Source organism: Thalassolituus sp. UBA675 (genome assembly GCF_002297765.1).
In the GTDB taxonomy this organism is placed as follows: Bacteria; Pseudomonadota; Gammaproteobacteria; order Pseudomonadales; family Oceanobacteraceae; genus Thalassolituus.
In genome coordinates, this window is record NZ_DBNJ01000020.1 from 13047 (window position 1) to 28229 (window position 15183).

A 15183-nucleotide genomic window follows, 5' to 3' on the forward strand; every position below is an offset into this window, starting at 1 on the left:
ATAAATGACAAGAGCATGACAAGACACTTGTTCAGCTGAATATGGCCAAAACGAAAAAGCCCGGCAATAGCCGGGCTTTTTTCTAAGGCTTAATAAACCTTAGAGAGCAGATTCCAGTTCAGGAATCGCGTCGAACAGGTCAGCAACCAGACCGTAGTCTGCAACCTGGAAGATAGGAGCCTCTTCGTCTTTGTTGATAGCAACAATGACTTTAGAGTCCTTCATACCTGCAAGGTGCTGAATAGCACCAGAGATGCCGACTGCAACGTACAGATCTGGAGCAACGATTTTACCCGTCTGACCAACCTGCATGTCGTTTGGAACGAAGCCAGCATCAACTGCAGCACGAGATGCACCAACAGCAGCGCCGATCTTGTCTGCAACTTTGTACAGCATTTCGAAGTTGTCGCCATTGCCCATGCCGCGACCACCAGAAATAACTACGCTTGCCGCAGTCAGTTCAGGACGGTCAGACTTGGCCAGTTCTTCGCTTGCGAAAGCAGAAACGCCAGCGTCTTTTGCAACATCAACAGACTCAGTCGCAGCTGAACCACCTTCTGCAGCGGCTGCATCAAATGCAGTGCCACGAACAGTCATCACTTTGATGCTGTCAGAAGACTTAACAGTAGCGATTGCGTTACCAGCGTAGATTGGGCGAACGAATGTATCTTCACCTTCAACACCAATAACTTCAGAGATCATGTTCACGTCCAGCAGCGCTGCTGCGCGTGGCAGGAAGTCTTTGCCTGTCGTGGTAGCAGCTGCCAGGATGTGGCTGTAGCCTTTGCCAAGCTCAGCAACCAGTTCGCCCATATTTTCAGCAAGCTGATATTCGTAAGCAGCGTTGTCCGCTACCAGTACTTTTGCAACACCAGCTACTTTTGCCGCAGCTTCTGCAGCAGCACCACAACCAGAGCCTGCAACCAGAACTTCAACATCGCCACCAATCTTGGTGGCAGCAGTGATAGTGTTCAGGGTAGCGCCTTTCAGAGTGGCGTTATCGTGTTCTGCGATTACTAAAATTGCCATTACACCAACCTCTCTCAGAGCACTTTCGCGTCGTTTTTCAGTTTATCAACCAGCGTAGCAACGCTGTCGACCTTGATACCAGCAGAGCGTTCGGCTGGTGGAGTCACTTTAACCAGAGACAGGGTTGATTTAACTTCAACACCGAGATCTGCAGGCGTAGTGGTATCCAGCGGCTTGCGCTTAGCTTTCATGATGTTAGGCAGTGACGCGTAACGTGGTTCGTTCAGACGCAGGTCAGTCGTAACGATTGCTGGCAGGTTCAGAGCTACAGTACGCAGACCGCCGTCAATTTCACGAGTAACGTTTACTTTATCGCCATCTACAGCAACTTCTGAAGCGAACGTGCCTTGCGGCATGCCAGTCAGAGCGCCCAGCATCTGGCCAGTCTGGTTGTTATCGCTGTCAATGGTCTGTTTACCCATCAAAACGATCTGTGGCTGTTCTTTCTCAATAACGCCTTTCAGCAGCTTAGCAACTGTCAGCGGCTCGAGCTTCTCTTCTGTTTCGATCAGAATGCCGCGGTCAGCACCCAGTGCCAGAGCAGTACGGATTTGCTCCTGAGCTACTTTAGGACCGATAGATACAACAACGATCTCAGAAGCAATGCCCTTTTCTTTCAGGCGAACCGCTTCTTCTACGGCAATTTCACAAAATGGATTCATAGCCATTTTGACGTTAGTCAGATCAACATCAGAGTTGTCTGCTTTTACGCGTACTTTGACGTTGTAGTCGATAACGCGTTTTACAGCGACAAGAACCTTCATAGATTCCTCGTATTCTCTAGTGGATGATTAAAGGGTGATTTGCAGCTAAAACATTGCCCGATACCCTTTCCAGCGGGCCACATTATTGGGATTGTGACACTTGAGGTCAAGTGTGAGCTATTCTCAATACTGATTCAGGCCAGTAATTACGGCACGTCTGCCTTTAAATAAGTTGCCTGACTGTCTTCTGGCCGTATAATGGCCACCATTTTTTCGAACCGGGCAATCCGGTGAAGCAACGACCGCGAATGCGGCACTCCCATCGTGATTTGAGGAGATCATCTATGCAACGTGACGTAATGGAATACGACGTAATCATCGTCGGCGGCGGCCCTTCCGGCCTGTCGGCAGCTTGTCGTATCAAACAACTGGCAGAAGAAGCAGGCCAGGAAATCTCAGTGTGCCTGGTTGAAAAGGGTTCTGAGATTGGTGCACACATTCTTTCTGGTGCGGTCATTGAAGATCGCGCACTGACTGAACTCTTTCCGAACTGGAAAGAGATGGGTGCTCCGCTGAATACGCCAGTCAAAGGTGATGAGGTTTACTTCCTTACTTCCGATGAAAAATCTGTCAAAACTCCACACTGGGCGATTCCTAAGCCGATGCACAACGATGGAAACTACATCGTATCTCTCGGTAATGTGTGCCGCTGGCTGGGCGAACAAGCCGAAGCTCTCGGTGTAGAAATCTATCCGGGCTTCCCAGCAGCTTCCCTGATCATTGAAAATGATGCCGTTAAAGGTGTTGTTACGGGCGATATGGGCGTTGCAGAAGATGGCTCACAAAAAGATAGCTACATGCCTGGTATGGAGCTGCGTGCGAAATACACCGTATTTGCAGAAGGTTGCCGCGGGCATCTTGGTAAGGAACTGATCGCTAAGTTCAACCTTGACGCTGGTAAAGACCCTCAGCATTACGGCATTGGTATCAAAGAGCTGTGGGATATTGATCCTGCCAAACATCAGGAAGGCCTCGTTCTTCACGGCGCAGGCTGGCCACTCAGTGAGTCCGGCTCAACCGGTGGTTTCTTCCTGTATCACACTGAAAACAACCAGGTTGTTGTCGGCCTGATTACGGATCTGTCGTACAGCAACCCACACGTCAGCCCGTTTGATGAATTCCAGCGCATGAAGCACCACCCAGTACTGAAGCAGTACCTTGAAGGTGGTAAGCGTGTTTCTTATGGCGCGCGCGCGATCGCCAAAGGCGGCCTGAATTGCCTGCCTAAGATGACCTTTCCGGGCGGTCTGGTGATTGGTTGTGACGCGGGCACGCTGAACTTCGCCAAAATCAAGGGTACTCACACCGCGATGAAGAGTGGCCTCGTGGCAGCAGAAGAAATGTTCAAGGCGCTTCAGGCTGATCGTGCCAATGACGAAATCAACGAATACACTGCAGCCTTTGAGGCATCATGGGCATGGGAAGAACTGCATCGCAGCCGTAACTTTGGCCCTGCAATGCACAAGTTCGGTACATTCGGTGGTGCAGCCTTCAACTTTATCGATCAGAACATTTTCCCGATTCCTGTCACGTTGCATGACAAGACGGCGGATCATGAAATGCTCAAGCCAGCAGCTGATTGCAAGAAGATCGACTACCCGAAACCAGACGGCAAGCTCAGTTTTGATAAGCTCGGCTCTGTCTTCGTGGGTAACGTAAACCACGCAGAAGACCAGCCTTGCCACCTGAAGTTGACGGATGCGTCGATTCCTTTATCTCAGAACCTGCCTAAGTACAATGAACCTGCGCAGCGCTACTGCCCTGCCGGTGTTTATGAAGTGGTGGAGGATGAGAATGGTCAGCGCTTCCAGATCAACTCTCAGAACTGCGTGCACTGCAAGACCTGTGATATTAAAGATCCTGCCCAGAACATCACCTGGGTTACGCCAGAAGGCGGCGGCGGTCCAAACTATCCAAATATGTAAGACAATAAAAAGGGCCGAAAGGCCCTTTTTTATTGTCTTGATAGTGACGTTTTAACCAAAAGGGCCCGATAGCCCTTTCTTGTTTAGGGGCGCCATATTGCGACTCAGCGGCCCGACACAACCATCGATACGCCACGGAACTGAAAGTCATCAATTACAATGCTGCCCAGTTGACTGCCTCCAACACTGACGCTAGGCATGCGAACGTCGATAACATTCTCATCATCAAACGGAGATGCAAAATCAAACCTTACACCATCTGCAACATCTGTACTCATGTTCACATACAGTTTGGCGACACGGTCGCTAGCATCAGGCGTGCGATTTGCAGCCAACTTTTCATTGTATGAATTACCTGCAACAACAGCATCTTCAATAACAATTCCGAAAGAAGACGACATGTCGATATCGAGATCCTCAATGCCAATTGCAGTGTAAAACTCGATGTCGTTAGTTGCACCATCGACGCGCATTTCAAGAGCAAGCGCGCCACCGTACATGCTAATACTATCAACGAGAACATGTCGGTTGATGCCGCCTGCACCTTCAACAGCTATCTCACCGGTGGTCAAGAGGATGTCAACAACCCCTACACCGCCAGAGGTGGGCTCACCAAGAACAAGTAAGGAGCCATCCTGGTCGATGTCAATCTTAAATCTGAGATTGTTCAGGTTGGCGGTGTTGCCAGGATTGCTGAAGCCAAAGAGAGTGTTACGATCCTCCCCGCCACCGATGTAAACGTCTGAAATAGTCAAGCTGCCTCCGTCGCCATCGCTGACGCCGCCAACGACCTCCTCCGTATCGGTGTAGCGAATCTCTCCAACTTGCACACCAACATCTAGCTCGATGTCTACACCGGCCTGGCCAGTAACGTTATGCAGCTCAAACTCAGACATAGGCGAGAGTTCAGCCTGAGTACCTGCGGTAGCGAGTGCTATGCAGCCCGCGAGTAGTGATTTCTTCATGATAGGCGATCCATCAAGTTTTTATTGTAGTTACATCAGTTTACGTCCGGCACCATACTTGTGCAACTGACACTCAGTAGCAAACTACCTTGTTACAGCCAATACACAAGGGTTTATGAGGCCCTCAATAGCAACGTGGCACAATATGACGTATCAGCCTTCGCTTACAAAGTGAAGGAAACCGAGCTCTGACCCGAGCGCATCGAAAAACCGCCCTCTGTAAGCTCGCCCATTTCTAAGAGCTGGTAATAGGCTGACCTCAAAAAGCGTGCAGTTAGTCCTTGCGCTGTCGTTATAACTGGAATGTCATTCTCATCCAGTTTGGTCAATGTAATCCCGCTATTGCTATCGAGAAGCTCCACCTGGCCATTCGATAAAACCGCACTAACCCCAGCATCAGGCTCCCCAACCAGTGAAATCACATGAAGGGGCGTGTCTTCTACTTTTATGCGCCACTTCTCAACCGGCGTAACGAGGAAAAATTCATTGCCTTCTTGTTTTACAAGAGATGCAAAGAGCCTCAGCAAAGGCTTGCGGCTGATTTCGCCACCTTCGTGAAACCACCTGCCATCTTTCGCTACCCGGATGTCTATATCCCCAGACAAATCGGGAGTCCATTTGTCTAATGGGTATGCCTGCACTTTGTCGAGATCGAAAGCCTTGCTTATATCATCTAAGTTCATCGGCCTGCCTTAAAGTCCTCTTTGCCACTCCTGTCGCAACCTGATGGAGTCTGGTTTATTGATCGCAGTATCAAGCTGGGCGAGTAATGCCTGCTTATCCGCCCCGAGATTCCCCTTGAGAGGGAGGTAGTTAGACGCGTGATCACTACGGAATACTGTATCTTTCAAATCCAGACTGTCGATAAAGGTACGGAGTTCAACAAAAAGTTCGTGCTGGTCCGGCAATTCGTAGTCGAAACCTGCTTCTTCGAAACCCTGTTCGACACGTTTCTGGCCAAGCGGGTAGCTCACTACCAGGGTTGAAAGAAACTCCGGCTGAGCCTCTGTCATCAGCTTTGCTGTGTTGACTGCATGCTGGTGACTCAGTGAGCGCCCTCCCATACCATTTAGTACCATGACTGATGAGCTGATGCCGGCTGCTTTCAGCTTAAGGAGCGCCTCCAGGGTGGACTGGTATGTCTCCCCCTTTGCGATGGCCTTAAGAACGTCGTCGTCTCCACTTTCAGCTCCAACGTAAGCGATGCCAAGCCCCAGCTCTCTCAGGTGCTGCAAATCCTCAACAGACTTCTTTCTGATGTTCCGCGGCAGGCAATAGGCACCTACACGCTTAACCCAGGGGAGACTCTCTCTGATCTGCTGAAGAATGTTTTCGAGGCGCCGAACAGGGAGGACAAGTGCATCGCCATCTGCCAGAAACACCTTTTCAAATCTCGGGCCGACCGCTGCCGCATTTTTAATTTCTGCGAGCACCTCATCCTCGTTGCGGGCCCTGAACTTCTTCTGAGGCTGAGTGTACATATCGCAGAAGGTGCAGTTGTTCCAGGAACACCCGTTGGTAACCTGAAAAATCATAGATCGCCCTTCTGAGGGCGGGCGAAAAACCGGCTCGATATAATCTGGGAACATAGTTATTGGATACGATTGCTTTACGTAGAGGGTGTGGGGCTATGATATGGTGCCCGGAGCCGGAATTGAACCGGCACGACCATAAGGTCGGGAGATTTTAAATCTCCTGTGTCTACCAATTCCACCACCCGGGCGAACGGGCTTCTGACAGAGGTGTCAGAAAGTAAGTGGAGGCGCGAGCCGGAGTCGAACCGGCCTACGTGGATTTGCAATCCAGTGCATAACCGCTTTGCTATCGCGCCGTATTCTGCCAAACAGGAGCTTGGCGGTTGCACTGGAGCCAGTGCACTTACATAAACAGCGCTCTAGTGACGCGCTTTGATATTCATTTCTTAGGGTAAGAAAGAATGGAGCGGGAAAGGAGGCTCGAACTCCCGACCCCAACCTTGGCAAGGTTGTGCTCTACCAACTGAGCTATTCCCGCTTAAGTGCTGCGCATTTTAAATAATACGTGTAACCAGTCAAGCCTTTTTTCTTACTTTTTAACAACTTAGAGAATTATTTTCCCGAAATTGTTAGCGTCTCAGCTCAGGCCACGCGGCCTTAAGATAGATCAGCATGGACCAGAGAGTCAGAATCGCCGCTCCGTAAAGTGCGTAAATCCCAAGAACCTCCAGCAGGCTTCCCTCTGATGCACCCAGCAGCACGGTTATAGAGACCATCTGGAGTGCAGTTTTTATCTTACCCAACTGACTGACAGCGACATTGGCCCGCTTTCCAAGCTCTGCCATCCACTCACGAAGTGCCGAAATTACGATTTCTCTGCCAACGATCACCATTGCCGGAATCGTTAACCAAGGGTGTGCAAAATGCTCCACGAGCAGTACCAGAGCAACCGAGACAATCAGCTTATCTGCGACCGGATCAAGAAACGCACCTAGCGCCGACGTCTGGTCAAGTTTTCGTGCGAGATAACCATCCAGCCAGTCAGTGACCGCAGCCGCCGCGAATAACAGGGATGCCCAGACGCGGCCACTCTCCCCTAACCAGTAAAAACATACCACCATCAGCGGAATCACCAATATCCGCCCCATAGTCAGTATATTAGGTATGTTCATTGCCGGTACTACTCCTGTTCTTCACCATGGAGCGCAGCGAAAATCTGCCCTGCCAATGCTTTACTGATACCCGGGACTTTTTCGAACTCAGCCCGCGGCGCACCGCGCATATTACGCAGACTGCCGAAGTGAAGCAAAAGCTCTCTTCGCCTTTTTGGTCCCACTCCGGGTAATTTCTCAAGATCCGACTGCCCGCGCTTCTTAGCCCGCTCTTTTCTATGGCCGGTTATAGCAAAGCGGTGCGCCTCGTCGCGAACGTACTGCAGAAGGCGAAAGCCTGCATCATGAGCATCGGGAAGAATAGGTTTCGCGGTCTGCGGTCGCCACAAGTATTCCCACCCTGACTTTCGGGTCGCCCCCTTTGATATGCCAAGTAAGTACACATCGGCAATCTGTAGCTCATCCAGGACCTGATCAATCCTTGAGACCTGACCTTTGCCGCCATCAATCAAAAGAATATCCGGGAGGTCATTCTGCTCAAGCATGCGCGTGAGATGCCTGCGGACAGAATCTTCAAGTGCTGCGTAGTCATCCCCTGCAGTGACGTTTTTCACCGAGAAACGCCGATAGCGTGACTTGTCCAACCCTTCTTTGCCATAGACAACGCAAGATGCGTACGCAGCCTCACCCTGAGCATGACTGATATCGAAACACTCTATCCGGGCCGGAACAAAATTCAGTTTCAGAAGATCAGCGACTGCATCGAGCTTGCTTTGCGCTGCCTGTCGGCCCGACATGACAGACTGTATACCCGCTCTGGCGTTCTCTTCAGCCATTGCCAGCCATTGTCGACCGTCGCCTCGCACACCTCTCTGGTGCTGCAACGAGAGGCCTTGCTCTTTAAGTGCTGACAGCATAGGTGCAAGCACATCGGATTCTATGTCAGCAATGAGAACTTCGGGCAAGGTATCACTCGCATGACCTCCCAGATAGAACTGCTCGATATAGGAAACAAACAACTCCTCAAGTGGCACCCCAATTTTATCTTCCGGAAAAAAACTCTGGGAGTTGGTGAGGCGCCCTTTACGAAAGGTGAGGCGTTGAACGCAGATCATTGCCTGCCACTCAATTGCGACCCAGACGTCCGCATTTTTCTCTCCAGACTCTGCCATCTGGCGTTCCTGGATACGCCTCAGTAGCTCTACTCTATCTCTGAACTCAGCTGCCTTCTCAAATTGAAGATCCTCCGCTGCCTGCTCCATTCCAGCCTGAAGGTCAGAGATAAGTTCGCGGGATTTACCCTCGAGAAACATTCTTGCGCGCTGAATGTCCCGCTCATACTCTTCTTTCGATATATGACCGACACAAGGAGCCGAGCAACGATGAATCTCATACTGCAAACAAGGGCGGCTACGGTGATTAAAGTAGCTATCTTCACAGTTGCGGAGAAGAAACAGTCGCTGCAGATAGTTCTGCGCCTCACGAGCAGCACCGGGGTTCGGATAAGGACCAAAATACAGGCCCTTTTTCCTGCGTCGCCCCCGGGCGTATGATAGAAGCGGATAAGGGTGATCTGAGATGTGCAGGTAAGGATATGACTTATCATCCTTGAGCAGGATATTGTACGGCGGGCGATGCTTCTTGATCAGAGTCTGCTCAAGAATGAGCGCTTCGACTTCACTGCCCGTGACTGTGACATCGATATGATCAATCCGACTGACCAAAGCGACGGTCTTTGCGTTAAGACCTCGGGCGCGGAAGTAACTCGAAACCCGGTTCTTCAGGTTTTTTGCCTTTCCTACGTAGAGTAACGACTTGTCTTTGTCGTACATCCTGTAGACACCAGCCCTCTGGGTAAGCGACTTCAGGAATGCCTTAATATCGAAGTCAGGCATTAATTCACTTCGTTGGCGTCAATCAGTCCGTGCCGTAAGGCTAAATGGGTTAACTGCACGTCACTCTTTTCTATACCGAGCTTTTCAAAGATGCGATAGCGATAACTATTGACCGTTTTAGGGCTCAGAAACAGTGCTTCACCAATTAATGGGACACGTTGGCCTTTCGCAATCATGATGGAGATCTGGAGCTCTCTTTCAGACAAGGTCTCGAAGGGTGATCCAGCATCATCCTGAAATGGGCGTAATGCCAACTTCTGAGCAATTTCAGGACTGATATATTTCTGGCCGGAATTCACTTTAACGATCGCTCTCAGCATTTCATCAAAATGTGCACCTTTGGTCAGGTAACCAGAGGCACCAATTTTCAGGAGTCGCGATGTGTAGGGGTCGCCGTCGTAAACAGTCAGCGCAATAATCTGAATCTCGGGCTGACGCTGAAGAATCTTCTGGGTAGCCTCAAGGCCACCGATGCCCGGCATGTTAATATCCATAAGGACAACATCAGGCTCCAGGTCGCGCGCTTTCTGCACGGCCTCTTCGCCACTGGCAGCATCGCCGACAACCTCAACCTGCTCAGCATCGGCAAGCAAGCGACAAATACCTGATCGAACCAGATCCTGATCATCAACTACTAGGACTCGAATCAAAAAAACATCTCCAGAATTGGCTGGCTGCGATAAGGTGTGAAATATACCAAAGCAACTACACCGGGTACATGCGCTTCGATTGCCACGCGTACTTTTCACTGTTCAACATCATTGCCACCTCAACAACACCGTCAGCAGTATTCAACCGGTTCGAGAAGCCGAGACGCTGAGCCAGTTTCAGCATTGGCCCGTTCTCGGGCAGAACTGATCCGTAGATCTGCAGAACGCCGCGATCTTTCAGGTACTCGATAATACGGCTCATCAGGTGGAATCCAAGACGCTCGCCCCTGGAATTATCATCAACGATTACAGAGAACTCAGCGGTTACGTCGTCAGGATCGATCCAGACTCTCACGACGCCGAATATTTTACCGTCACACCAGGCTACGAAAGCCATTTCCCGGTCGTAATCTATCTGTGTAAGGCGAGCCAACTCGGTATGATCAAAGCGCCGGCGAGCAGAGAAAAAACGCAACCTGAGACTTTCTGCGCTCAGTCGATGATAAAAGGCATCAAGCTGCGGCTCATCCTCTCCGCGGATAGGCCGAACAAGATATTCAATGTTATTTGGCGAGGTGTAGCTGCCTGACAATTCTGTCGGGTAAGGAAGGATTGCACATTTAACTGGCTCTCCGACTTCAGCAGCCACACCAATCACGCGGTACCGACCAATCTGCTGGCGGATTGCATTCACTTCAAGCCCCGAGAGCCATGGGTGATTCAGAGCGAGATGAGACAATGCGACCAGCCAACGTTCGAGTGTCAGTAAGTCTTTTTCAGGGTATTCCGAGCGTTCCTGAAGAACCTCATAAAAATGGGATTTGCGGATCAACTTTTCGGCAAGGTTTGCATTCAGAGGCGGGAGCGCCACCTGGCGATCGACGAGAATATCGGCGGTACTGCCCCCGCCGCCAAAGAAGATGAACGGGCCAACCTCGTTGTCACGACCAATGCCGAACGAAAACTGAAGATTATCCAGTGCCCGGTGCATGGTCTGTACCGTGTATCCCAATATCGGACTCTCCGGGAATCGCTCAGTAATAACCTGAGAAAGCGAGTCGATCGCTGGCAATAGCTCCTTCTCGTTGTGCAGATCGCGAACCACGCTGCGAATACGCTCACGAGGGTTCGTGCCGTAGGCAAAAGGATACAAATAATCCTTGTGATGGACTCGCAGAACCCAGGGCTTGGGAATTGCTTGAGCGTCCTTAATCAGCTTATTTGGGGTGGTCCTGAAAATGCTATCAGCGCAGGAGTAGCCGTACGCTTTGAGTAATTTGTAGGCATCCGGTGGCGATAGATAGTCCCCTGCCTTGTAAGAGCTACGAATCTCTTCATCCAGTCCGGCGTGCTGCGCAGAGACAGGGATCTCGATACTTTCCGGGGTTTCGCGTAACAGGTCCTGTGTCCTCTGGTGCTGAACCATGTACATGTAGGACTTGATAGCATTGTCCGGCGTATCAAATGTCGGGATTTTTGCGCGATCAAAACTGGCCCTCGCGCCTTCTACCGAATATTCACCGACCCAGCTCGTGAGCACCATTTTCTGGGTATGAGCAGCGACCTCTATCAGGGCCTCTGCGTTTGCTTGTGCGTCTGTTCCCAATCCTGGTGTGAATATAACCAGCAGTGCGTCGACATTACGATCCGTGAGAACTGTTTTAGCAACAGCGCTCAACTGCTCGGGCTTCAGCTCAGGATTAAGAAGCAACGGATTTTCGGCTTTGACATAGTCTGGAAGCTGGCTCTTCAGTACCTGCGATCCATCCTTCGTAAAGGTCGCAAGCTCACCACCGTCGTGTAGTAGTCGATCCATCGCGATAATCGCAGGGCCTCGACCGTTCGCAATAACGGCAAGCCGGGGTCCGAAGCGTTCGCGGCGATTACTCAGGGCGTCCACGCAATCAAACAGTTCATCCGTTGCATTTACCCTGAGAACCCCTGCTCTGGCTAAAACCTCATCAATCAGGTCGTCGCGGCGAGACAATCCTTTAGGAGAAGACACAGGATTGAGAGGGCTGTCAGAAAAACGGTTATTCTTTACTGCCAATACAAGCCTGTGCCTGGAAGCTGCGCGCAGAGACCGAACCAGCGCCCGGCCTGAGCGAATTTCATCAAGCTGGATGAGCAATGTCCGGGCCTTAGGTTCCTGAGATATGTAATCGATCAGATCCGGAAGTGTCACGTCCTCGCTGCGACCCAGCGTTGCGACATGAGAGAACCCAATTCCCCTGCTGTAAGCCCAGTCCATTACGCCAGAGGCGAGCGTTCCCGACTGCCCTATGTAGGCAATACTACCCTGCCTGACAGGGACATGAAGGAAGCTTGCATTGAGCTTCCTGTGTGGGATAACGATACCAAGACAGTCAGGGCCCAGAATCCGCATCCGGGTCTGTTTAACGATGCGGTCGATTTTTTCCGAGTTAGGCCGGAACTGCCGCGAACGTGTGCGCGCCATCCCGCCCGTGAGCACCATGGCGGCCTCGACACCAATAGCGTGCAGCTGCTTTATTACACGCGCAACGGAGTCCGCAGGGGTACAGATAATAGCCAGGTCGGGAGGGTTCTTCAGCTGACTTATTTTTGCCACCGCCGGCAAGCCATAAATCTCTTTATAGCCCTTGCTGTTAACAGGCTGGATTTTGCCTTCGTACCCTGCCTCCAGGAGGTTTCTGACAATTGCACCGCCAAGACTGCCCTGCCTGTCAGATGCACCAATCACAGCGATCGACTCGGGCTGCACAAAGCGTTCAAGAGATCGGGTACCCATCAAACCTCCATTGGTTTTTTGTGTTTGTGCCAGTCGAGAGTACACTGAGCAAAAACAAGACGGTCAGGAACAGATGCCATTAGCGTATTACACGTCGGAAGAGCACTTCTCGCACTTTACGGATGAAGACCATCCCGAACACGCCATGCGAATCATGGCCATAGAGCAGGAGCTTAAATCTCAGGGCATCTGGGAGCAACTGATTCATGTCAATGGTCGGTCGGCTGATATGCCAGACATCCTTCGGGCGCACAGCAAAGGCTATGTTGAACAGCTCCACCTGATACAACCTAAGCATGGCCATATCTACGTTGACGAAGATACCGCCATGTCACCCGGCTCACTCAATGCCGCCTTGTGGTCGGCAGGGTCCTGTACAGCAGCATTGGATGACCTTGCAAAAGGCGAACAGTCGCGTGCCTTCGTTGCAACGCGCCCGCCGGGTCATCATGCAGAACACCGCAAGGCCATGGGGTTCTGCTTTTTCAATAACGTTGCCATATCAGCGCTCAGGGCTGCTGACGTCCACCACTTTCAGCGGATAGCCCTTCTCGACTTCGATGCCCATCAGGGCAATGGCACTATAGATATTCTTGGGAATGATCAGCGTTTTCTCATCTGCTCCAGTTTTCAGCACCCTTTTTACCCATACACTCACTACGAGCAGTCAAAGTTCAATAACCTGATCAATGTTCCGCTTGAGTCTGGCACCGGCAGTGCAACCTTCAGGGCTATGATCGAAGAGCACTGGCTGCCAGCGCTGAAGTCGTATGCGCCTGAGCTTATTATCGTTTCCGCGGGTTTTGATGGCCACAAAGATGACCCAATGGCGGAATTGAATTTACTGGATTCAGACTATAACTGGCTTGGCTGTTTGATTGATAACATTGCAGCAACAAGAAACACTCCCGTACTGAGTATTCTGGAAGGTGGATACGACCTCAACGCCCTGGGTCGTTCCGTCGCTGCATACCTGACAGGCCTGCAGTCAAACTAGCGCGCTTTATTTTCACAATCCCTGTCACACTCTGGAGTGCAAAACTTACCGTCTGTCACAGAAAGCCACAGAGGTACGCACGATTTTCCCGATTGCAGATGGCATGATTTCAGCAGTTCCAACAAACAGGATACTGCTATGAGACCAAAGCAAGAAACTGGAGTTATTTACGCAATTGTTGCTACACCAGAATCGCTGTCACGCGTAACAAAGGCAGAGATGGCGCTGATTGCATTGACGGCATGTGTGAGCACATCCGTCCTGATCGCTGCAGCCCGATCTTTGTTTTAGAACGGTATCTGTACAGATCAATACGAAAACATGAATTCAAAAACAAAAAAGCCCAGCAATATGCTGGGCTTTTTTATGAAATAAGTGGCGGAGGGATAGGGATTCGAACCCTAGATAGGCTATTAACCTATGCCGGTTTTCAAGACCGGTGCTTTCAACCGCTCAGCCATCCCTCCGAACGGCGCTTATATTACCTCTCTCATTTTCCACGTCAACTTCTTTTTTAAAATCAATTCGTTACCGCCTTACCTTTAGAGCTGACAGTACTCAACCACAGGGCTATCATGGGTGGTAAATCTTGGGGGCTTCAGTGAACTACACCATACTCATATCCAGCTCACCTTTTCAGGGAAGCCAGCATCAATTGGCCATGCGGTTTATACGTGCGACTCTGGAAAGTGATCATTCGATAAAGAGGATATTTTTCTACGGCGATGCTGTACTCGCTGCAAATCGCCTTCAGACCCCACCGCAGGGGCAGAAATCGATTGCGCAAAGCTGGGCGGAGCTTGCAGAAGAAATCTCTATCCCTTTACACGCCTGCATTGCTAACAGCGTACGCAGAGGGATTGTTGATGAGCGGGAAGCTGAGCGCTATAACCTTGGCGTATCATCGATACACCCCTCATTCACGCTCACCGGGCTTGGGGAAATGGCCGAGGTTGTTCATGACAGTGAGAAAATGGTGCAATTCTGATGAGCTCTTCCATTCTGATTAACATCACTCGTCCACCGACGCCTGACTGCGAGGCGCTGGAGTATGCACTGGCTATGGCGGCTTTTGATATCGAAGTGAAAATTCTTTTCTCAGGTCGCGGCATTGATTGGCTTAACGCGGGCCAGGCTTCGCGCAAACCCGGAGGAAAGTCCCCGGCTAAGCTACTTGCGGCACTCCCGATGTACGGTATTGATGACATTGCTGTAGCTGGCGGACCGGCAACCTCAGACGAAAGCCCGAAAACTTTCGATACCTGCCAGACTATTTCGCAGCAGGAAGCGGCAAACTGGGCCAGAGATGCCCATCATGTGGTATCTTTCTGATCATGATTGTTCACACCCTATTTTCAGATTCGCCTGACACACTGAGCCAGGTCAAAGCCGCACTATTGCCGGGGGATGCAGTCCTGCTCGCAGGAGACGGCTGCTACCAGATCGAGAGAGCAAAGCAGATCAGCTCAGACGCTGATCTTTTTATGCTGACAGAGGACGCTCAGGTCCGCGGAATCAATGAGACTAATGCTCGTCTGATCAGCGATCCCGAGTGGGTAACCCTGACGGCAGATAGCCAGCAAGTAATAAGTTGGTTCTGA

Annotated in this window: 15 protein-coding genes and 4 tRNA genes; 6 read left to right on the forward strand and 13 right to left on the reverse strand. The window is 50.9% G+C overall.

What is annotated here, in order from left to right; all coding sequences use genetic code 11:
• Window positions 1–99: 99 nt before the first annotated feature.
• The gene (locus B3007_RS08300; protein WP_068438710.1) at window positions 100–1029 is read right to left on the reverse strand and encodes an FAD-binding protein; all 930 of its coding nucleotides are present in this window, start codon (window positions 1027–1029) and stop codon (window positions 100–102) included.
• A gap of 14 nt (window positions 1030–1043) precedes the next feature.
• Window positions 1044–1793 (reverse strand): electron transfer flavoprotein subunit beta/FixA family protein, encoded by a 750-nt coding sequence (locus tag B3007_RS08305; RefSeq protein ID WP_297533550.1) that lies wholly within the window; start codon window positions 1791–1793, stop codon window positions 1044–1046.
• A 284-nt stretch (window positions 1794–2077) separates the two neighbouring features.
• Between B3007_RS08305 and B3007_RS08310 the strand changes: the two genes are divergently transcribed.
• Complete coding sequence (locus B3007_RS08310) at window positions 2078–3718, forward strand: electron transfer flavoprotein-ubiquinone oxidoreductase (protein WP_301378733.1); 1641 nt, start codon at window positions 2078–2080, stop codon at window positions 3716–3718.
• Window positions 3719–3822: 104 nt separating this feature from the next.
• Here B3007_RS08310 and B3007_RS08315 read toward each other — a convergent pair whose 3' ends face one another.
• The 10 genes from B3007_RS08315 to B3007_RS08360 all read right to left on the reverse strand — a co-directional run bounded on the left by B3007_RS08315 (window position 3823) and on the right by B3007_RS08360 (window position 12585).
• Complete coding sequence (locus B3007_RS08315; RefSeq protein WP_301378735.1) at window positions 3823–4683, reverse strand: DUF6160 family protein; 861 nt, start codon at window positions 4681–4683, stop codon at window positions 3823–3825.
• A gap of 164 nt (window positions 4684–4847) precedes the next feature.
• Window positions 4848–5366, reverse strand: a complete 519-nt coding sequence (locus B3007_RS08320) for a DUF1285 domain-containing protein (protein WP_068439443.1) — start codon at window positions 5364–5366, stop codon at window positions 4848–4850.
• A 9-nt stretch (window positions 5367–5375) separates the two neighbouring features.
• A complete protein-coding gene (locus tag B3007_RS08325; RefSeq protein WP_301378737.1) occupies window positions 5376–6218 on the reverse strand; it encodes a radical SAM protein in 843 nt (280 codons plus the stop codon).
• Between the two features lie 101 nt (window positions 6219–6319).
• A tRNA-Leu gene (locus B3007_RS08330) sits at window positions 6320–6406 on the reverse strand.
• A 34-nt stretch (window positions 6407–6440) separates the two neighbouring features.
• Window positions 6441–6514: transfer RNA gene (locus tag B3007_RS08335), tRNA-Cys, on the reverse strand.
• 106 nt (window positions 6515–6620) lie between these two features.
• Window positions 6621–6696, reverse strand: a tRNA-Gly gene (locus B3007_RS08340).
• A gap of 91 nt (window positions 6697–6787) precedes the next feature.
• On the reverse strand, window positions 6788–7330 hold the full coding sequence (gene pgsA / locus B3007_RS08345) for a CDP-diacylglycerol--glycerol-3-phosphate 3-phosphatidyltransferase (RefSeq protein WP_068439446.1): 543 nt from the start codon (window positions 7328–7330) through the stop codon (window positions 6788–6790).
• An 8-nt stretch (window positions 7331–7338) separates the two neighbouring features.
• Window positions 7339–9165: an excinuclease ABC subunit UvrC gene (gene uvrC, locus B3007_RS08350; RefSeq protein ID WP_301378739.1), complete on the reverse strand. Its 1827-nt coding sequence runs from the start codon at window positions 9163–9165 to the stop codon at window positions 7339–7341.
• Window positions 9165–9815, reverse strand: a complete 651-nt coding sequence (gene uvrY, locus B3007_RS08355; RefSeq protein ID WP_068440446.1) for a UvrY/SirA/GacA family response regulator transcription factor — start codon at window positions 9813–9815, stop codon at window positions 9165–9167. Before uvrY ends, uvrC begins: the two co-directional genes overlap by 1 nt.
• 55 nt (window positions 9816–9870) lie before the next feature.
• On the reverse strand, window positions 9871–12585 hold the full coding sequence (locus tag B3007_RS08360) for a GNAT family N-acetyltransferase (RefSeq protein WP_068440442.1): 2715 nt from the start codon (window positions 12583–12585) through the stop codon (window positions 9871–9873).
• Window positions 12586–12658: 73 nt separating this feature from the next.
• Between B3007_RS08360 and B3007_RS08365 the strand changes: the two genes are divergently transcribed.
• Window positions 12659–13582 carry a histone deacetylase family protein gene (locus B3007_RS08365; protein WP_068439816.1) on the forward strand — a complete coding sequence of 308 codons (924 nt, stop codon included), beginning with the start codon at window positions 12659–12661 and terminating at the stop codon, window positions 13580–13582.
• A 138-nt stretch (window positions 13583–13720) separates the two neighbouring features.
• Window positions 13721–13873 (forward strand): hypothetical protein, encoded by a 153-nt coding sequence (locus B3007_RS08370; RefSeq protein ID WP_301378740.1) that lies wholly within the window; start codon window positions 13721–13723, stop codon window positions 13871–13873.
• A gap of 85 nt (window positions 13874–13958) precedes the next feature.
• Here B3007_RS08370 and B3007_RS08375 read toward each other — a convergent pair.
• A tRNA-Ser gene (locus tag B3007_RS08375) sits at window positions 13959–14049 on the reverse strand.
• Window positions 14050–14183: 134 nt separating this feature from the next.
• Between B3007_RS08375 and tusD the strand changes: the two genes are divergently transcribed.
• From tusD to B3007_RS08390, 3 genes are read left to right on the forward strand one after another with little or no spacing between them, the layout of a single operon-like run.
• Window positions 14184–14570, forward strand: a complete 387-nt coding sequence (gene tusD, locus B3007_RS08380; protein WP_068439949.1) for a sulfurtransferase complex subunit TusD — start codon at window positions 14184–14186, stop codon at window positions 14568–14570.
• Window positions 14570–14914 carry a DsrE family protein gene (locus B3007_RS08385; protein ID WP_068439947.1) on the forward strand — a complete coding sequence of 115 codons (345 nt, stop codon included), beginning with the start codon at window positions 14570–14572 and terminating at the stop codon, window positions 14912–14914. The genes tusD and B3007_RS08385 overlap by 1 nt, the downstream gene beginning before the upstream one ends.
• 2 nt (window positions 14915–14916) lie before the next feature.
• A complete protein-coding gene (locus B3007_RS08390) occupies window positions 14917–15183 on the forward strand; it encodes a DsrH/TusB family sulfur metabolism protein (RefSeq protein ID WP_068440393.1) in 267 nt (88 codons plus the stop codon).